The sequence below is a fragment of the Flavobacterium endophyticum genome (genome assembly GCF_003634455.1).
Lineage (GTDB): Bacteria > Bacteroidota > Bacteroidia > Flavobacteriales > Flavobacteriaceae > Flavobacterium > Flavobacterium endophyticum.
Genome location: NZ_RBLC01000001.1, coordinates 1,501,771 through 1,521,495 on the forward strand (window position 1 = coordinate 1,501,771; position 19,725 = coordinate 1,521,495).

General features: G+C 37.0%; 18 protein-coding genes. 12 read left to right on the forward strand and 6 right to left on the reverse strand.

Going from position 1 to position 19,725, the window contains the following annotated elements:
- Positions 1-20: 20 nt before the first annotated feature.
- On the reverse strand, positions 21-719 hold the full coding sequence (locus CLV94_RS06850; RefSeq protein WP_121375666.1) for a S24 family peptidase: 699 nt from the start codon (positions 717-719) through the stop codon (positions 21-23).
- A 378-nt stretch (positions 720-1,097) separates the two neighbouring features.
- Between CLV94_RS06850 and CLV94_RS06855 the strand changes: the two genes are divergently transcribed.
- The 7 genes from CLV94_RS06855 to CLV94_RS06885 all read left to right on the forward strand — a co-directional run bounded on the left by CLV94_RS06855 (position 1,098) and on the right by CLV94_RS06885 (position 9,962).
- On the forward strand, positions 1,098-4,583 hold the full coding sequence (locus CLV94_RS06855) for a hypothetical protein (RefSeq protein ID WP_147406600.1): 3,486 nt from the start codon (positions 1,098-1,100) through the stop codon (positions 4,581-4,583).
- 64 nt (positions 4,584-4,647) lie between these two features.
- On the forward strand, positions 4,648-7,017 hold the full coding sequence (locus tag CLV94_RS06860; RefSeq protein ID WP_121375668.1) for a zincin-like metallopeptidase toxin domain-containing protein: 2,370 nt from the start codon (positions 4,648-4,650) through the stop codon (positions 7,015-7,017).
- Entirely contained in the window at positions 7,017-7,325 is a 309-nt protein-coding gene (locus CLV94_RS06865) for a hypothetical protein (protein ID WP_121375669.1), read from the forward strand. Before CLV94_RS06860 ends, CLV94_RS06865 begins: the two co-directional genes overlap by 1 nt.
- 279 nt (positions 7,326-7,604) lie before the next feature.
- The gene (locus tag CLV94_RS06870; protein ID WP_121375670.1) at positions 7,605-8,084 is read left to right on the forward strand and encodes a M15 family metallopeptidase; all 480 of its coding nucleotides are present in this window, start codon (positions 7,605-7,607) and stop codon (positions 8,082-8,084) included.
- A gap of 5 nt (positions 8,085-8,089) precedes the next feature.
- Entirely contained in the window at positions 8,090-8,554 is a 465-nt protein-coding gene (locus CLV94_RS06875) for a hypothetical protein (RefSeq protein WP_121375671.1), read from the forward strand.
- Positions 8,555-8,559: 5 nt separating this feature from the next.
- Positions 8,560-8,880 carry a hypothetical protein gene (locus CLV94_RS06880; RefSeq protein WP_121375672.1) on the forward strand — a complete coding sequence of 107 codons (321 nt, stop codon included), beginning with the start codon at positions 8,560-8,562 and terminating at the stop codon, positions 8,878-8,880.
- A 44-nt stretch (positions 8,881-8,924) separates the two neighbouring features.
- Positions 8,925-9,962, forward strand: coding sequence for a patatin-like phospholipase family protein (locus CLV94_RS06885; protein WP_121375673.1), 1,038 nt, complete (start codon positions 8,925-8,927; stop codon positions 9,960-9,962).
- Between the two features lie 60 nt (positions 9,963-10,022).
- Here CLV94_RS06885 and CLV94_RS06890 read toward each other — a convergent pair whose 3' ends face one another.
- Positions 10,023-10,289, reverse strand: a complete 267-nt coding sequence (locus CLV94_RS06890; RefSeq protein WP_147406601.1) for a hypothetical protein — start codon at positions 10,287-10,289, stop codon at positions 10,023-10,025.
- Between the two features lie 396 nt (positions 10,290-10,685).
- On the opposite strand from CLV94_RS06890, the gene CLV94_RS06895 reads away from it, so the two are divergent.
- From CLV94_RS06895 to CLV94_RS06915, 5 genes are all read left to right on the forward strand, one after another.
- Positions 10,686-11,093, forward strand: coding sequence for a hypothetical protein (locus CLV94_RS06895; RefSeq protein WP_121375675.1), 408 nt, complete (start codon positions 10,686-10,688; stop codon positions 11,091-11,093).
- 10 nt (positions 11,094-11,103) lie between these two features.
- Positions 11,104-11,484: a ribonuclease P protein component gene (rnpA, locus tag CLV94_RS06900; protein WP_121375676.1), complete on the forward strand. Its 381-nt coding sequence runs from the start codon at positions 11,104-11,106 to the stop codon at positions 11,482-11,484.
- Between the two features lie 74 nt (positions 11,485-11,558).
- Positions 11,559-12,371 (forward strand): DUF4349 domain-containing protein, encoded by an 813-nt coding sequence (locus CLV94_RS06905; RefSeq protein ID WP_121375677.1) that lies wholly within the window; start codon positions 11,559-11,561, stop codon positions 12,369-12,371.
- A 4-nt stretch (positions 12,372-12,375) separates the two neighbouring features.
- Positions 12,376-14,013, forward strand: coding sequence for a S41 family peptidase (locus CLV94_RS06910; protein WP_121375678.1), 1,638 nt, complete (start codon positions 12,376-12,378; stop codon positions 14,011-14,013).
- The gene (locus CLV94_RS06915; protein ID WP_121375679.1) at positions 14,013-14,831 is read left to right on the forward strand and encodes an OmpA family protein; all 819 of its coding nucleotides are present in this window, start codon (positions 14,013-14,015) and stop codon (positions 14,829-14,831) included. The genes CLV94_RS06910 and CLV94_RS06915 overlap by 1 nt, the downstream gene beginning before the upstream one ends.
- Here CLV94_RS06915 and CLV94_RS06920 read toward each other — a convergent pair.
- The 4 genes from CLV94_RS06920 to CLV94_RS06935 all read right to left on the reverse strand — a co-directional run bounded on the left by CLV94_RS06920 (position 14,828) and on the right by CLV94_RS06935 (position 19,502).
- On the reverse strand, positions 14,828-15,274 hold the full coding sequence (locus CLV94_RS06920) for a GNAT family N-acetyltransferase (RefSeq protein ID WP_121375680.1): 447 nt from the start codon (positions 15,272-15,274) through the stop codon (positions 14,828-14,830). The genes CLV94_RS06915 and CLV94_RS06920 overlap by 4 nt on opposite strands.
- 4 nt (positions 15,275-15,278) lie before the next feature.
- Positions 15,279-16,250, reverse strand: coding sequence for a DUF4837 family protein (locus tag CLV94_RS06925; protein WP_121375681.1), 972 nt, complete (start codon positions 16,248-16,250; stop codon positions 15,279-15,281).
- 42 nt (positions 16,251-16,292) lie between these two features.
- Positions 16,293-18,212 carry a LysM peptidoglycan-binding domain-containing protein gene (locus CLV94_RS06930; RefSeq protein WP_121375682.1) on the reverse strand — a complete coding sequence of 640 codons (1,920 nt, stop codon included), beginning with the start codon at positions 18,210-18,212 and terminating at the stop codon, positions 16,293-16,295.
- A gap of 102 nt (positions 18,213-18,314) precedes the next feature.
- Complete coding sequence (locus tag CLV94_RS06935) at positions 18,315-19,502, reverse strand: phosphoglycerate kinase (RefSeq protein WP_121375683.1); 1,188 nt, start codon at positions 19,500-19,502, stop codon at positions 18,315-18,317.
- Between the last annotated feature and the right edge of the window lie 223 nt (positions 19,503-19,725).

The window sequence follows — 19,725 nt, forward strand, 5'->3', positions numbered from 1 at the left end:
CGGACAATTGTCCGCCTTTTTTAATTCATGGCATTAATCCTAATGCTTGCTTTTACCAAAGCCAGCGCTTTTATTTTTGAAAGCTCCACATCTTTATCCTGATGGTGCTTATTTTGGCTTACGAGCCTCACACAGCCCGGATTTTCAGATTTCTGGATATACTTCACGGTAACATATTCTTCGCCGCTCATATCGATCCCTAAAAGGTACATTTCTCCCCAGAATATCTCATTAGCCACATCGTGTATTTCTTTATACAAGACAATATCGCCGCTTTTCAAAAGCGGATACATACTATCTCCCGTCACGTAGACCGCTCCGTCGCATTTAGGCAGATGCGGAATAGAAATATGATCAATCGGATCTTGTGACTGGCTATCTTGAAATAACGGAACAAGACCAGCTATTGCTTCAATATCATAAAGCGGAATCTGCTGGTTTTCAACATAGCTATCCGTTTTTAACTTATATGTCTCAATCTGCTTGTTGTTGAGAATTTCTTCATTATCCAAAAATATATTTCCTTGGCCTGTAAGAAGCCATGCCGGATTCAAATCTTTGTAAATGGAAAGAATATTTTCTAAAACTTGCGATCCGATGCTCTTTCCTTCTTTTACAGCTTTTGAAATACTTCCTCTGCTGGCACCAATGCTATTCTCAAAAGCATAAAAACTTATGCCCTTTTTAACCATATACTGCCCTACTCTTTCTGAAACCATATCCTTATCTACTAATTATTATTTCACAAAAGTAGGAAAAAAATATCTAAATTTAATAAAAATAAGAATTTATTAATATTAATAAGAAAATAATACACTTATTTTTAAATTTAATCCATTGATTAAAAGCAAATTATACTCAATAATTAAAATTATACTTCACATAAACAATGAATTACAATAATTATTAAGCCATTACAAAATAATTGAAAATATTCTTAATATAAATTAGTTTTGTAGATTATTTTCTTCTATATTTGCAGTGTAATAATCTTTAAAAGCCATATAGATTAAAAAAATGCTGTTGTCCGGACAGCAGTATTTATTTATTTGAGGCGATTGTAAGATTTATTTCAAATAAATTTAAAACCAAATAAAATGAGTACACAAATTAAAAACACGCTTTTCAGGTTCGTAACCATGAGAGCACCCGAATTGATCAATGATGAAGAGGTAAAAAACAATTTCATCCAGTTAGCAGAAAGCGAATACACAAAAAGCCATTTCCTTTTAGGAGTTCTTTCAAATCCTAACACTGCAAGAAAAGAACTTTTGCAAAATCTGGCCAATGACTTTGAAGATCAAAATTTTAAATCTAAAAAAGAAATTGATGCTTTAGTCGGAAGTCAGTTCTTGAAATTTTCTTCTTGGCTAATCGCCAACAGAAACTCTCTGACCAAAGAAAAATTAGCAGAAAACGTCCCGTTAAGTATTAAAGCCCTAAGTCTGAATGCAAAAATCCAAGTCTGGGACAATCTCTTTTATCAGATTGTTACTTCAAAATCGGGGTATCTTCGTGAAGACCTGCTATCTATTCTTGTTGCTGACAATTTTATTGAGCACAAAGATTTAGCGATGCTTAATGAACTGGCGCAAGCAAGAATCATCATCCCAAAAACACTTTTGGAAAACGACAACAAACTTACTCCTCCTTCAAAAAAAGGAGTTCTGCGTTCGATCCCCGTTAATTCAAAAGCGCTTGACAAAGAACTAGATTTGTTTATTGCGAATCAAAATATTTTAGAATATCATAGCACTGTAAAAGAGCTGAACGCCATCAAAGAATCGTATCAAAAAGCTTCTCACATTGCTCGTGAAAATGCCTACAAGAAATACGAAAAAGAAGTAGAAAAAATTTATGAAAGCGCAAATACCGTAGAAATAAAATATATTGACAAGGAAACCGGAATCGAAAAGACTCTTGTTGAATATGTTGACTTGAAAATTCCTCAATTTGAATTTACAGCAAATTCAGAAATTGATTTTGCGTTAGGGATAGATAGTCTTTCCGAGCAAGCCGAAAGAACCATTAAAAACCTTCCTCTTACAGGAAATAGTCCGACTTTAAGCCAAGCTATTGCCGTTCTCGAAGATGAGATTACTCTAGAATCGCAAGCACTTATCAATCAAGCCCCAACCGGCCAGACAATTGTAAACAACGGAGGTATTTTAACTCCAATAAATACAAACATCTCGGCTCTTGGAAATGTATTTTCGCTTGTAGGTCAAAATTATTCCGGGAGTTCGCCATTAACACTCTTGTTCAACAATGCTCCCATAGGTGCTGATGTTGTTGGCGCGGAATATACTGTGACTTTCGACAATGGTAGCAGTAATCAAGGAGTCACTTTCAATGACACATGGACAAACGGGAAGTTGCAAGTGACCTTATTCACAGAAAATTTAAATTTTGCCAGAATGAAAAATTTTACGATTTCTGGAGAGCTGATATTAAGCAACAACACTGCTCTGCAAATCAAGGGTAGAGCAGCTATGAGTTTAGTGAGAAACCTGGCCGAATTAACAACCACAAGAGCTTCTGGAAATGGGAGTTTTGAAGTGATTGCCATAATCGACGAAAATAATCCAGGCCAGCCAGGAACAACTCCTGCACTTGACCCTATTCCAACCTATGGTTTTAGGAGACTAGGAATTACCGATTATAGAAAAGTAGAACAAGAAATCTGCTGCTATGTTCCCGGAGAAGTGTCCCATATAGAAAACATCATGGCGCGTGAATTTAAGGAAAAAACGACAAGACGTTCTAGAAAAACCGAAGACACAACCACAACAAGCAATGAACAAGAAACTGAAAAATTAACAGACACTTCAACTACAGAACGCCATGAAATGAATCAGGAGGTTGCTTCAGTAGTAGCGCAAGACACTCATATTGGCGTTCAAGCCGGTATCCATTGGGGAGGAGGAAAAGCATTTGGCGGACAAGTTAATGCTGATTATGCCCACAACACCTCATCTGAAACTTCAAACAGCCAAGCTGTTATGCATGCAAAAGAAATTACTGAAAGAGCTTTGGATCGTGTTGTGTTAAAAGTCAAAGAAGAACGTACCACTAAAATCATTGAGGAATATTCCCAAGAAGACACACATGGTTTTGACAATCGCAAGGGAGACAATCACATTTCTGGAGTATACCGTTGGGTTGACAAAGTTTACAAAAACAAAGTGGTCAATTACGGAAAACGCCTGATGTATGAATTTATGATTCCGGAGCCGTCTTCTTTCCATAATGAAGTGACAAGCGGGAAAAAAGATGCCTTCACAGAAATCTTAACAAAACCTGTTGACCCAAGAACCGTAACTGATGCGTTGGGACTAAAAGACACCAATGTCGTCAACTTAAACACCTACAAACACTGGGCCGCTGTCTATAATGCAGAAATTGAAGCCTATCCAGATGAAGAAATTACTGCAGGAGAATCTTTCAACATTCTTGGACATCCAACCGGCTCGAAAATAGCCGATACAGAATCAAATGCCGGAAATGGAAAAATAAGAATTCCCGAAGGATACCAAGCCTATCGAGCTCTGGGAGTCTTTAATGCCAGCGGTGATAACAATTTGCAAGGAAATATTTTGTCATTATCCATCGGAAATGCTACAAACAAGCATACCGGAAGATTTTACAATTATACCTTGTCATTGGATAGCCTGATACAAAATTTCGGAACAGAAGTGCCTGTTTCCTACACCTTAGGAAATCACGTTGCGGGTGACATTACGGCATCGGTAAAATGCAAATTGACCGAAAAAGCAAAATTGCAATGGCGCCAAAAAGCTTTCAATACCATCATTGAAGCTTATGAAGCAAAACTGGCTGAATTTGAAGCAAAACTATCCGAAGCAAAAGCTACTGGAGAGACAAAAGCAAAAACAAATCCTGGATTCTACCGTCAAGTAGAAAACATGATCTTGCGTAAAAACTGTATCGCCTACATGCTCGGTCATGACAACATGGGAAAAAACATGCTTTTAGGCACTAATGTGAAAGATTTGAAAGTTAGAAATGATGCTGCATTAGACGCCTATACTTCACAAGTGAAATTCTTAGAGCAAGCTTTTGAGTGGGATCTAATGAGCTACTATTTCTATCCGTTCTATTGGGCAAACAAAGAGAAGTGGGCCGAATTGTACAATCCAGAAGAAATGAACGACCCGATTTTCAGAGCATTTCTTCAAAGCGGAATGGCCAGAGTCATTCTAACCGTTCGCCCAGGATTTGAAGAAGCCGTTAACTGGTTTATCGCTACAGGACAAGTCTGGAATGGAGGCCAAGTGCCAACGATCGACGACCCGTTATTTGTTTCTATCATCAAAGAATTGAGACAAACCGAAGGCGAAGTAGAAGAAACTTGGGAAAGCCGAGTGCCAACTTCATTAACCATTATCCAAGCCGGAAGCATGGGATTGAATGTTGCAAATGCACTGCCTTGCAGTTCTGATTGCGACGACAACCTCATGTTCGATAGCGATGGAGAGCCAATTCTTGATGCCGAAGGAAACCCGATTAAGTCATTCGTGAAAACAGATGTCTTGATTGGCGACAGTACGCCAGCCGTATAATATAAGCCAAAATTAATCCTTAAGCCCTGCCGTAAGAAGCAGGGCTTTTTTAACCAAACAAAATATGAGAGCAACAGAATATGGATTACTCCATAACGGAAATTACTCCTATAAAGACGTAAAAAGCAACATATATGCCTTTAACAACGAGATTAGCGTTGCAAATGATGAAACCGATGAAGAAGAGGAAAATGCCTATACAGAAATAGTCTATGTAGAAATTGAGCCTTATGGAGAAGCAAATCCGAACGAATATAAAATTGTTCCAGATGGAGAGATTCTCGATATCAGAGAAGGAAATTATCTCTTAAACTCAAATGCCACATCTGCTACAGAAATAGCAGAACCAGCAACAATACATTTTCAAAACTCAAGTACGACGGCGCAGATCTGCAAGTTCGATAACACCTATTTCGCATTAATTACCAAAAGCGAAATTGGAGCCATTGAATGGAATTTTTTATTGGAAAATGTGGAGATTCAGCCCATTTCTCCTTTAAAAAAGAAAAAGAGAGAAAAGATAACCCTCCTAAACGATATCCTGAAAGAAAAACAACTTTCAGTAATACTCTTTATCTCAAAAGACGGAGCGATGTTGGAAACCGCCTACCAATCAATCGATGATTTATACGAAAATGAAATCGTCCTATTTATTGAGACCAACGACAAAAAGAACCTCTTTGGTTCCGTGGTCAGGATAAAAACAGGCGCAAATGTAACCACCGCTTCAGGTGTACCCTATAAAAAACTAAGCAAGGTCGTCGATTATTTCAACACCCACATCCATAGCGCATCACTGTTAGAAATCATCCAAGAACATGTCGAGGATAAATCCAGCAATTTTTTCATCGTCAAAAGTGCGGTGTGGGGAATTATAAACAAAGTCATAGGCTTTACATCAAAACTAACTTTAGAAGGAATCGAGATTCTTTCCGATGGAATTGCAGGCCTTATAGGTAAGCTAAAGCTCGACGACTCCCAATGGCAATATTATGATGAAAAAGGGCAACCGTTAAAGAATCCTAATCTGTTTTTGCCAGGCCTCGGGGGTATTCAGTACTTGGAGGCAATGAACAAAAAAGGCAAGCCGTTAGACCCGGAAAAAACAAACGCGCTAGCAATAAACAAAATCGTTTATCTGGAAAACGTCCTTAGGAACCAAAAAAGAGACCTGGGAGAGGCGAAATTTTTCAAAGACATTATCAACCAGCAGTTGTATGTGCTGGCAAGAGTCAAGGATTTTTTGAGCGACCCACTAGACAAAACCCTTGAATTGGCAGAAATCACCTTCGTGATGTACAATGCCTTTATCGTTGGCCTCATCAACAGCATCATAGACGCCATTAAAGGCATCTTTGACATCATAACCCTGATCTGTAAAGGGCTAATTGCGCTGCGGGAAAAAGGACAAAACGTTGCCGAAAATCCGCTTAGCTATATCAGCCTGTTCTTTGAAATGATCGAAAACATGCTCGAAACATTAGCCAACCTTTTCAGCAAGGAAAACTTAAAAGCACTGATCGAATTTTTCAAAAAAAGCGGGCTGTTCATCCTGACCTTGCCATCAAAAATATTTAACTGGCTCGCAGAAGGCCTTCAAATGCCAAATCTCGACAAGGTCGCCTATTATATTGGCTACATCATTGGGTTTATCATCCAGCTCGTTCTTGAAATCCTATTCACAGGAGGCGCAAAAACCGTAGCCGACGCCTTTAAAAAACTGGCAGACTCTTTGATAAGTATCTTCAAAACCATGAAGAGTTTCGTTTTTAAGTTTAAAGAAGGAGCCGTCATTGCTTTTGAAAATTTTTTAGCTATTTTCGCTTTTTTTAGAGAAAAATCTAAAAATTTAAAGATTCTTTTGGATGAAGTTTGGGAGTTTATTCAAACTCTGTTTAGAAGAGGCAACAATATTGTAGATGATATCCCGAGCTTGACTAAATCCGAGTTAGATTGGATGGCAAGCCGAAAAATCGGAAATCTAGGAGGAAATATTTTAAAAGCATCACAGATCAGGAAATTGAGAGGTATCCTAAAGCAAAAAGGAATTCATCTAATTGTGGAAGGAGATCTAAAAAACATAACAAAGCTTTTTATACCTGTAGATGATTTCAAAACTATTGATGATTTATTTTACGCCATGCAAGCAAAAGGATTTCCCGGAGGCTTTAATGCTAAAACAAAGCAATTCTTTTTAAGCAAAAAAGCAACTGAAATAGTGAGCTTTCATGAAATGGCTCATTTAAAACACTTTGAAGAAATTGGAGAAAGCTATTTAACCATTTCAAGACTTGAAAAGGAAACTTACGTGTGGGAACAAATTTTTGCTAATAGAAACAAATGGACTAAAGCTGAGTTACAAGATTCCTTAAATTACATGAATGGAATTAGAATTAAAAGCTATAATCTTGAACCTTTAAAAATTAAAATATAATGAAACATACAGAACATGAAATTTTAGAAAAAACAAAAAAAATTCTTCAAGCAATTTTTAAAGATTTATACAAAGAGTCTGATATAGAAAAAGTTGTTTTTTATGAAAAAGACGAATTAATTAGGGGTCAAAACAAAGGGAAACTTCACCCTACTTGGACGGCAGTTATAAAAGCACCTTTTGACAATACCGATTTCTTAACAATTTCCGATGACACGGGCGAGCCTTTATATTACCAAAATTTCAATATGATTGTCTACGAAATAGGCAAAGATGTTAATGGTAATTATTTCAGAAAAGAGAATTAAAACCATGAATTTTCTCATAATTTTTTTCATTCTATAAGTTGCCCAGAATCCCAAAAAACGCCTTGATTTCTCAAGGCGTTTTTTTATCAAAGAAAATCCAGACCTCAGTGTTTTTTTTCATAATCTTCTGACAATCAATGAACAGTATTTTAAAATTCAATCATTTTTTATATTAATTTTAAGCTTGAAAAACACATTTAGTAGAAAATAATCTTGCAATTAACTTGTATGATAGATTATTTTCTATTATATTTGTAACTGTAATCAATTGAAAATAAAATGGATAAATACACAAAACAACGAATCGCCCTGCTTCATCCCATAGTGAGAGAAGAAGCAGCAAAAATTATCGAAGAATGCGACAGCGCGTTGAGCGGAAGAGCAAAAGTCAGAGTCACGCAAGGATTGCGGACGTTTGAAGAACAAGATGCCCTATATGCTCAAGGTAGAACAAACCCCGGCAAAAAAGTGACCAATGCAAAAGGCGGACAATCAATTCACAATTATGGTTTTGCAGTAGATATCTGCTTGATTATTGATGGAAAAACAGCTTCTTGGGATACTGCAAAAGATTGGGACAACGATAAAATTGCTGATTGGTACGAATGCGTGAAAATTTTTGCAAAGCATGGCTGGGAATGGGGCGGCAATTGGAAAACATTCAAAGACATGCCTCATTTTGACAAAAGAAACCTCAATAGCTGGAAAAAATTATCAAAGCTTAAGAAAGATAAAAACGGATATGTAATTCTAAATTAACATCTATGAAAACAATGAGAAACATCGTTGCGCTTTTCTTTTTAGTCTCTCTATCAGTTTCCTGTGAGTCGACAAGGACGGCAATCTTTGATCAATATTCGTATCAGAAAACGACAGAACTAAAAGTAGAAGCCTCAAAATTAATGGACAAGGCAACATCGCCCTATCCAAAGCACCAACAAGAAGCAGAAACTTTTTTGTTGGATGTGGAAAAACTGATGGAATATGAAAAAAACAAGCCCGATAACGAAATTACTTTCGCTATGTGGAAAGTGCTGACCAACGAAGAAAAAAACCTCCTTTCAGGATTTTTCAAGCGCTGGAAAGAGAAAGAATCTTTGTCGCCTGTTTTTCTTCAAGAATCGAAAAAGCAAGTATTGGAAGCCTTGGACTTGCTCATCCAATATGAAATCAAAAAAGACAAAGTGTCAAAAGAAGGACTTTTAGGCCTCATCAACAGTAATAACTAGAAATCATGGATATCGACAAATTATTAAAAGAACTTAAGCAAGAACTTGTCAAACTCTTAGGCGACAAGTACAAAGAATTCAAGCCGGAAATCCAAAAAGACATCAATGATTTTTTGGAAAAATCAAGAGAAAAATTAGAACGCTGGTCGATGTTACTCGCCACAGCATCGCTAACAGAAGAAGAATTTTCATGGTTGCTGAAAAGTCAGCAAGACTTAATCGCCCTTAAAACATTGCAAGGAGCAGGATTATCAAAAATCAGGATTAATAACATCAAAAACACGATATTGCAAACTGTTTTCAAAACAGTCATTATGAGCCTGTAGGCTATAAAATACGACAAGACCCCAAATCTTAAATCATAAAAGCCATGTCAAAAAAAATCAGAATCTTAAGCCTAGACGGAGGCGGAATCCGAGGGATTATTACCTGCGTCATTTTAAAATATATTGAAGAACAGCTCCAAAAGCTGGATAATCCTAATGCAAAAATTGGCGATTATTTCGACCTTATCGCCGGAACCAGCACGGGCGGAATCCTTGCGGTTATTCTTCTTTTTCCCGATAGCGACAAAAAAGCGAAATATTCCGTCGAAACTGCGCTGGATTTATATGCCAAGCATGGCGAAACTATTTTCAATGTCTCATTTTGGCAGCAGCTCATCAATCCGTTTGGGCTTTTCAATGAAAAAATTTCTCAAAGAGCTTTAGAAAGACAGCTTCAGGAAGTATTCGGAAAACTTGAAATCAAAGATTTCATAAAACCCTGCTTGATTACTTCCTATGACATCTTTCACCGAAAAGCAAAATTTTTTACCAGCCATGAAGCGAATTCCGATTTAGAAAATTTCTACGCCAAAGATGCCTGCAGGGCAACCTCAGCAGCGCCGACCTATTTTGAACCTGCCAAAATAAAATCGCTTTACGGTCAAGAATTTACGCTTATCGATGGAGGCGTTTATGCCAACAATCCTGCTTTGTGCGCTTATGCAGAAGCTCGAAAAATTGAATTTTCAAAAGTATTGCAACATCCTGCAAAAAAAGATTATCCTAAAATAAGCGATATGGTTATCGTATCAATTGGCACGGGAGAAGTATTGAAGCCCTATAATTTTAGGCAGTTTGAAAATGCCGGAAAAGTAAAGTGGATTCAGCCACTGATTGACATATTACTTTCGGCAAACGTAGAAACCACCGACTATCATCTCCGTAAAATGTATGAAACGCTCGGTGCCCGAAACAGGCAGAACTACCATCGCTTGATGCCTTCTTTAAAAAATGCATCGCCAGAGATGGATGATGTTTCTTCAAAAAACATCTATGAATTGATTCAAGCAGGTTTGGCCTACATCGATCAGCATCGTGAAGAATTGAATGAAATCGCAAAAAAACTAATAAAACACAGCTAACAAAAAAACCTCTGGAAATTTCCAGAGGTTTTAATAGATAGTTGGTCGGTTAGGATTATACTATTGTTGTTTTTTAGCTGTTGTAGCTGGTTGCGCTGGAGCTGCTGGTTGTGCAATTTCAGCAGTTTTGGTGGTAGTAGTTTCTACTTTTTTGGCTCCATTGGCTTCTTGTTTCACTTCCGTGGTTTTAGAAACTTCTGTTTTCTTTTCAGCGGTTGCAGTAGTTGCTGCATTTTTTACGGCTTCTTTAGTCGTTTTCTTTGGCGTTTCTTGTGCAAATGCTACAACTCCGGTAAGCATGATCGCGCTTAAAATTAATTTTTTCATAGTGAATTTTTTGTGTGATTTATAGTGGTTTGGTATATTTTCCAAGAATAAGGCAATTTCAATGCCATTGACAAAAATTTATCAAATCGACATCTGTTCAAATTGTATAAAACTGACACAAAGTCCCCGTAAATAAAGCGTTTTTATAAAATTTATTAATTGGATTGATATCAAGATTCCCATAATAATTTGTTTCAGAATCATTTTGAAATCTGTAGATTTTTGGGGATTGTGTAGAAATTTTATGTTAAATTTTTGGGGAAACAATGCAATCTAGCGTTATTTTTATTTCAAACTGGCATAGTTTTTATGCAATGGATGGCATGGAGGAATGATTTGCACTCAAATCTTACAATCCAAATATATTTGTAACTTTACCGCTTTATAAATTTTAAGATGAAAGCATTAAAAATAGTAGCCTTCTTATTTTTCTTCGTTGCTGTAACGCAGCAAACTTTTGCACAGAAATACAGATTCAAGACTTCCAGCTACAGCGTTATGGAAAAAAACGCAAAAGGCGGATGGGGAAAATGGTCTGATTTCAAAGACACTAGCCTTATCATCACTTTGGACGGCGATAAGAACCGAATTGTCGTAAACTCAGCACAGACCCAATTGTACAACATTGAAGTATATGGAGAAACGATAGAAAACGAAACAGACAAAACGGTTACTTTTAATTGCATCGACAATAGCGGCGACCGCTGTGTCATCGAAATTATCACCAGAAAAAAACAAGGCAACCGTATCCAATTCTACATCAACTATCCTGATTTAAAAATCGTATATAATATCTATCCGTAAATCCAGGAGAATGACTACCTATCCCAAATCGGAAAAACTAAAAAGCAAGACTACGATTGACCTGATGTTTCGCGAAGGCAAGTCGGTGTCAAAATATCCGTTAAGGCTGGTATATACGAAAGCTGTTCTTGAAGAAGACCAAAAGCTGAAAATCGGGGTTTCTGTTTCTAAAAAATATTTCAAGAAAGCGGTCGACAGAAATTATTTCAAGCGTATACTGCGGGAAACTTACCGACTCAACAAAAAACTTTTGCTCGATTCTTTGGAAGAACCCTATGCATTTATGCTCTTATACCAGACAAAAGACAAGCTGTCTTATGAGGAAATAAATCAGAAAACCATACAGCTTTTTGAAAAATTCCATCTTCAACTAAAACCAAAGGAAGAATAACACTTCGTGCATATAAGTCTGCAACACACTAAAAATGAAAGATTTTTCGTTAACAGATTATAAAACAAACTTATATGAAAACCATCCTCCCAATTTTTATTCTGTTTTTCCTTTTTTCTTGTAAAAATGATGTTGATAACATGGAAGCTGTGTATGTCTCTGCGGCAGAAATGAGCGAGCCTATGGCTGATAAAGTAAGCTATGCTCCCTCGGAATCATCTTCCCCAGAAATTGAGCAGAAAATCATAAAAACGGCCAAACTAACTTTTGAAACTGATGATTTAGCGGAAACAACCGAACAAGTCCGAAAAGCTGTAAAAGAGAACAAAGCCAGTATTGAAAAAGATGTTGAAGGAAAAAACAACCATTCAATTTACCGAAAAATTACAGTCCGGATTCCAAACCAGAATTTTGAAGCATTTATAACTGCCGTTGGAAAAGGCATTTCGTATTTTGATGAAAAAGAAATCTCCTCAGACGATGTTACCGCAGAATTTATTGATACAGAAGCAAGACTGAAGGCTAAAAAGACTTTAGAAGCGCGATATCTAGAACTGCTCAAAAAGGCAGGAAAGGTTTCGGAAATACTAGAAATAGAAAAAGAACTTTCAACAATAAGAGAAGAAATAGAATCGAAAGAAGGTCAGTTAAAATACATGCAAAGTCAAGTAGCGATGAGCTCTGTCTATCTTGAATTTTATAAGACCAAACCCGCAGAAAGTGGTGTGGCGCAATCCTATGGAAACAAAATGGGAAATGCCCTAGAAACTGGTTTTCTTAAAGTTTCAAGTTTATTTTTATGGATTTTAAATGTTTGGCCATTTATTCTTATTTTAGTGGTCTTGTTTTTCATCATCCGCAGAAGGTTCAAAAGAAAAAAAGCTTAAAATTATGTATGCATTTTTAAAAAAGAGATATATCATTCCGGTAGTTGCGGGAGGTCTTTTATATGTTGGGGCGAGTTTCAGAAATGATTTCTTTGAAATTGCAAAACAGATAGAAATATTCACGATGATGTTCAAGACCGTGAATATGAATTATGTAGACGAAACAAATCCGGGCGACCTGATGGACAAGGCAATCAAAAACATGCTTTTGGAGCTCGATCCTTATACGGTTTATTTCAACGAACAAGATGTCGTAAAGTTCAAAATCAACAACACAGGCGAATATACTGGCATAGGAGCCATGATCACTCGAAAAGATGGCAAGCTAATTATCAAGGAGCCGTATAAAAACTATCCTGCCGATAAAGCCGGTTTAAAAGCCGGAGACGAAATTATCCAGATTGGCGATGTCAATCTTGCCGATTTTAAAGACGATGCCTCGCAGTTGCTTAAAGGAAGCAAGAATGCCAAAATCGACATAAAATACATTCGCCAAGGAAAGACAAACAACACGACTTTAGTTTTGGAAGAAGTTGATCTGAAAGCTGTTCCGTTCTTTTCTAAAATAGACGATAAGACAGGCTATATCGTTCTTTCTCAATTTAATGCGAAAGCATCCTTAGAAACAAAACAAGCTTTAGAAAAACTAAAAAACGAAGGTGCCGAAAAAATAATCCTTGACTTAAGAGGAAACCCTGGCGGACTATTAGGCGAAGCCGTAAATATCTGTAACCTTTTTGTGCCAAGCGGCGAAACGATCGTGACTACAAAATCGCATATCGAAAAGCACAACAACACTTATAGGACTTCAAAAGCTCCTATCGACACTGAAATTCCTTTGGTCATTTTAGTCGATGGGAGAAGCGCTTCTGCTTCAGAAATCGTGGCAGGTGCCTTACAGGATTTGGACAGAGCGGTTATTGTTGGCGCCAGAAGTTTTGGAAAAGGACTTGTGCAAAGACCAATCGACTTAACGTATGGAACTCAAGTAAAAGTAACAATTTCAAGATATTATACGCCTTCTGGAAGATGTATTCAGGCGTTGGATTATGCGCATAAAGATAAGGACGGAAAAGCCATCCGCACCGATGAGAAGAACTACAATGCCTTCAAAACCAGAAAAGGAAGAACTGTGTATGACGGTGGCGGTATTCAACCTGACGTAGAACTTGCAGAAACAAAATTGAGCGCTATCACTGAAGCATTGGTCAAAAATGACGGTATCTTTAATTATGTGACCAAATACTATTATACAAAACCAGCTATAGGCGATAAAATCCCAACGGTTACAGATGCAGATTACGCTGATTTTAAAAAATTCCTAAAAGACCAGAAATTTGTGTTTGATACCGAAACGGAGCAATCTTTGAAAAAAACGCTTGAATCGGCTAAAAAAGAAAAAATCGACGAAGACATCAAAGCAGAATTCCAGCAATTGCTTACCGCTTTGCAGAAAAGCGACGAGACGCAGCTGAACAAGCACCAAGCAGAAATTAAGGAACTTATTTTAGACGAAATCATTAGAAGATACCAGTACAAAGAAGGACTTTACCAATATTACACAAAAAATAATTCCGAAATTAAAAAGGCTACTGCCCTGCTGAATAATCCGGCAGAATACAACAAAATACTAGTAAAATAATGCTTCGTTTTCTTAAAATTATCCCCCTGTTTATTTTTGGAATTGTTGCGGCGCAAGAAGAAGTAGTGCATTCCGTTTATTTTGACACCAACAAATTCAACCTGACTGATAATCAGATTGAAGAAGTCACAAAATTTATACAGTCCACCGATTCCGTTCGGATTGAATCCATCAGTATTTACGGCTATTGCGACGATCGAGGCAAAGACGAATATAATTTCAAGCTTTCCAGCAACCGTGCCAATGCCATCAAAGACAAACTGGTCGAAAACGGAATCAAAAGCAAAATCATCGTCACTATCGAAGGAAGAGGAAGGATTCTGATTGAAGACGATATCGACAATATTTCAGAAGTTCGATCTAAAAATCGACGCGTCGATGTCGTGATGAATTTCAAGGAAATTCCGATTGAAAAACTAGAATTGCCAGGCGTTTACAGCGAAATCCGCAAAAACCATGTGGTTGGCGATAGGATTTATTTAGAGAAATTGCTTTTCGAAAAAGGAAGCAGCAAACTCACGATGAAATCAAAAACCGAATTGGACAGGATGGCTAGACAGCTTTTAAAATATAAAAATCTTGAGTTCGAAATCCAAGGACACGTCTGCTGTACGCCTCCCTACCACAAAGAAGCTATCGACAAGCATACTAAAAAACGTAAGCTTTCTGTAAACCGCGCCGAAGCCGTCTACAAATATTTGGCCTTTAAAAAAGTGCCAAAAACACGCATGACGTTTAAAGGTTACGGAAACACACAGCCCCTTGGAAAAGGACCTGATTTAGACCGTCGTGTTGAGTTGGTGATTACGAAGATTTAGCCTTTTTTCATTTCGATATGAGGAATTCCATCTTCAAGATATTCTTCGCTGGTTTGAGCAAAGCCATGGCTTTCATAGAATTTTTTGAGATACAGCTGAGCTGAAATCGTAATCTTGCTTTCTCCAAAATTACTTTTGACGGCCTCGATCGCTTCCCTGATCAAATCATGTCCCCATTTTTTATCACGATAGGTTTCTTTGACAATGACCCTGCCAATAGAGGATTGTTCAAAATAATCGCCTGCTTTAAAGATTCTACAGTAGGCAACTGTTTCGCCTTTATATTCGCCGATTATGTGAATAGCCTTTCTGTCTTTTCCATCGATGTCTTGATAGACGCAATTTTGCTCGACCACAAAGACCTCGCTTCGCAATTCCAACACATTGTATAGTTCGCCGAGAGAAAGCGCCTTAAAAGGCTTTATTTTCCAAATCAGGGACATTTCTTTATTTTAAAATTTTAATACTTTTGATTATCGACTCCAATTCGTGCATCAAATCTCTTTGCGGCGTAGACGGTGCGTAGCAAAATCCTTCGATTATAAGAATCCTGTTATTCTTTTCGTCAATGATGCTGTAATTGATAAAAGGTCCCGACATCGTGTCGTTTCGTAATTCCCAATTTCCTTTGGTTTGATAGGCCTTCATGCCGTCCAAAGTGGTGTTTAAAAGATAGGGTGAATAGGAATCTTCTGTAACCATTTGTGAGTTTTCCGTCGTGCCGTGGATATAAAGACCGCCAATCGAATCGCGAATCTTGACGATATTGTTGATTGCCTCGTCATTTTTTTTGATGCAATGCAACGGTATCTGGTAAATCAAGATGCTGGAATTGCCGCTCTGGATTTCTTTCTTCAGCCACAAAAACTTGTCTTTTTCAAGAACTGCCCGAAATGCTTTAGGCACCTGCAGCGAAATATTGAATTTTTCTTTCAGCTTTTTAGCATCCATCACTGATTTCTGGATGGTCTTTTGGCTCACTTCGATTTCGGTCTGCTGCATCAATGCAATTATTGCAGAAGCATTTTTTTCGAGATGGTCAATAATCATGGCCGTAGTATTTCCGGAAATACGGATAAGGTTTTGAGGAACGGCATACTGATTTTCGGAAATGTCAAATACATTCCGAGCCTCTTTTTTTATATAGAGGATATTCCTGTTTTTGGCCAAAGTGCCTTCGAAAGCGTGAAGTGGATATTGATTGATAGTAAAAAGCGGTTCTTCTTGCGGAAGTCCGTCAACTGGAGCCGCAAATTTTTTCCGGATCGTGTCTCCTATTTCTCCTATCCAGAGCTTGTCATCAATAAAAACAGAAAGCGAATTTGTGTTTCCGATAGATTGCTTATCGGAAATTTTTTCTTCTTTTTGATTGCAGGAAAAGGCAAGAGTTACTAAAAATAAGAGCAATAGCTTTTTCATTGTGTTGCTTTTTGCAATGGAAAAGCTAAAATCCAAGGAAGATTATCCTTGGATTTTAAGCTTCATTCCAGGTTTGATGTTTTCGTTGCTAATATCATTCCATTTTTTGATATTTTCAACGGTAACTCCTGGATATTTTTTAGCAATGCTGAAAAGAGAGTCTCCTTTTTGAACTAAATATTGGTGTACTTTTGATGAAGATGCGATTTGTTGTTGTGCTTTTTCGGCTTTTGTTTCGATAACCGGAGCATTTTCATTCTTGATTAATTTTAGCTTACTACCAGAAAGAACATTGGTGTCTTCTAGATTGTTCCATTCTTTAATTTCGGCAACTGTCACGCCATATTTCTTAGCAATGGCATTTAGGTTATCGCCTTTTTGAACAACATAAAATTCTGATTCGTTTGCTTCTTTGTTATCATTGTCTTCAAGAACAGCTTCTTTAGATTTTGCTTCTTGTTTTTCAACAGCAGCAATAGCTGTTTCTGTAGTATCTTTAGTTTTTACAGCAGGTTTAGCTGTTTTCTTTACTGAAGTTGTAGCCACTCTTTCGCTAGTCACGATTTTAAGGTTGGCACCAAGCATTACGTTGTTATTTTTAAGACGGTTCCATTTTTTGATTTCAGAAACTGAAACGCCATATTTTTGAGAAATCTCGCCAATATTATCGCCTTTCCTAACCTTATGGTATTTTGTCTTGGTAACTAATTTGCTTCCTTTTACGATTTCTGGCTCATCAGAATAATCTACATATGGGCTTCTAGCTTCTGTAGAAGCAATAGCTGTTTCTGTCTGAGTGATTGCTGGAACATTTTGTTTTTTAGAGAAAAAAGGTTTTTCTCTTTTATCGTCTTCAATTTTCGCATACGCATAAATCTTGTCTTCATTAGACGTGAAAACGGCAATTTTTGGAAGCGGTAGTCTCAAGTAGCTGTTTTTCCCTTTGATGCTTGGAACGACATCTAATTTATACCCAGGATTCAAAAGTTTGATTTGTGATTCCGGAATGTCCAATAAATCAGAAATTTGCTTGAAGGTCATCTCACGTTTCACCATTACCGTATCGGTAGCAAAATAGCTGATAGCGGCTCTTTTTGGCTCAATTCCGTGTTCTTTATGGTATTCGTAAATATACATTGTCGCTAAGAAAGCCGGAACATATCCTTGCGTTTCTTTTGGAAGATTTTTTCTGATGTTCCAGTAATTTTGCTGGCCTCCAGAACGTCTGATTGCTTTAGAAACGTTTCCAGGACCGGCATTATACGAAGCCAAAACCAGATCCCAATCACCAAATATTTTATACATGTTGGAAAGGTATTGGCAAGCCGCTTCCGTCGCTTTCAAAGGATCACTCCTTTCATCGACATAAGAAGAAACATCAAGATTGTATTGTTTTCCGGTAGCAAACATAAACTGCCAAAGCCCTGTCGCTCCTACTCTTGATTTTGCATGAGGATTCAAAGCAGATTCTACAACAGCGAGGTATTTAATTTCTAACGGAACGTCGTATTTGGCAAGAGCGGCTTCAAACATCGGGAAGTAATATTCTGAAATCGCCATCAATCTTTCATAGGATCTCTTTCTGTTTTTCAAGAACGACTTGATGATGTTTTCCAACCCCTGATTGTATTCTATGTTGAAAGGAGATTTCGCATCCATTTCTTTCAAACGCGCTTTCAATAAATCGGTAGACAAATCGTAATCCACTTTTTCATCCGGATTGATATTGGCAATATCAAATTCCATTTCTTTGAAAAGGTCTTGATTTGTCAATTCATCCATCCATTCCTTATCGACGCAAGAAGCAACTTCATGATCGACAAATGTGCTTTTTATAGAGTCTAAAACAGATAATTTCGGAGTAATAATTTGTGGTGTGATCTCTTGCGAAACGGCATCTTGCGCAAGAATATTTAAAGAGAAAAAGGGTACTAAAAGTAGTGTTATTTTTGTTTTATTCATAATAGGGAATTATAACTTATTATATTTCAAATAATTATACATATTGCAAACTTAACTTTTTATAACTAATTTTTAAAAGGTTTAGTATAAAAAAATTGTTTTTTAACGTAGTATCGCATCAATTCCAGGCAATGATTTGCCTTCAAGCATTTCAAGCATTGCCCCGCCACCAGTAGAAACATAGCTCATTTTAGGCTCTAATCCGAATTGTTTTACGGCTGCAACAGAATCGCCTCCTCCAACAAGAGAAAAAGCGCCTTTTTGAGTAGCTTCGGCAATAAATTCTCCTAAAGAGATGGTTCCATTTGCAAATTTTTCCATCTCAAAAACGCCTAACGGTCCGTTCCATAAAATTGTTTTTGATTCAAGGATTACTTTTTTGAAACGCTCTAATGATTCAGGTCCAGCATCAAGGCCTTGCCAGCCGTCAGGAATTTCATTTACATTTACGACTTGTGTTTCAGCATCATTAGAAAAAGCATTGGCTGCTATAACATCCACTGGAAGATGAATTTCTACATTTTTTTCTTTTGCTTTCTCCAAAATCTCAAGTGCCAGTTCTAATTTATCGTCTTCGCAAATCGAATCGCCTATTTTTCCGCCCAACGCTTTGATAAACGTAAAAGTCATCCCTCCGCCAATAATCATATGATCTACTTTATCAAGGATGTTTTCGATAACCGTGATTTTTGAAGAAACTTTCGATCCTCCTAAAACAGCAGTCACAGGCTTTTCGGAATTTTTCAAGACTTTATTCAAGCTCTCAATTTCTTTAGCCAATAACGTTCCGAAACATTTGTCATTAGGAAAAAACTGTGCGATAATTGTTGTCGATGCATGCGCTCTGTGTGCAGTTCCGAAGGCATCGTTCACATAAATATCTCCAAGCGAAGCGAGTTTTTTTGAAAAATCAATATCTCCAGCTTCTTCTTCTGAATAAAAACGAAGATTTTCCAGCAACAAGATTTCTCCTGGCTGTAAATTTTTCGATGCTTCTTCAGCTACAGGACCAATACAGTCTTCAGCAAACTTTACTTTTTTGCCAAGGACTTCCGAAGTCTTGTCAAGAATATGTTGTAGAGAATATTTAGATTCTTTTCCTTTAGGTCTGCCTAGGTGTGACATTAAAATCACGCTTCCGCCATCAGCAAGAATTTTATCTATTGTTGGCTTTGCCGCTTCAATTCGAGTCGCATCCGTCACTTTAAAATTGTCATCTAGAGGAACGTTAAAATCGACTCTGATTAATGCTTTTTTATGGTTGAAATTGAAGTCATTCAAAGTTTTCATTGTAGTATCTTTTAGTGGATTTTTTTATTGGATTCACAAATATATGATTTTTAACGAACTAAAAAATATCAAAACATTTAAAATAAGCCTAAATTATTAGCGAAAACGTTATAATTGGCTAAAATCCGGCTCAACAAATTTGGATTTGAAAATTTTGTACATTTATTTCTTATTAAAATTCGCCTACGCTTCTAAAAGTAGAATTATACCTTTTGTTCCTCAT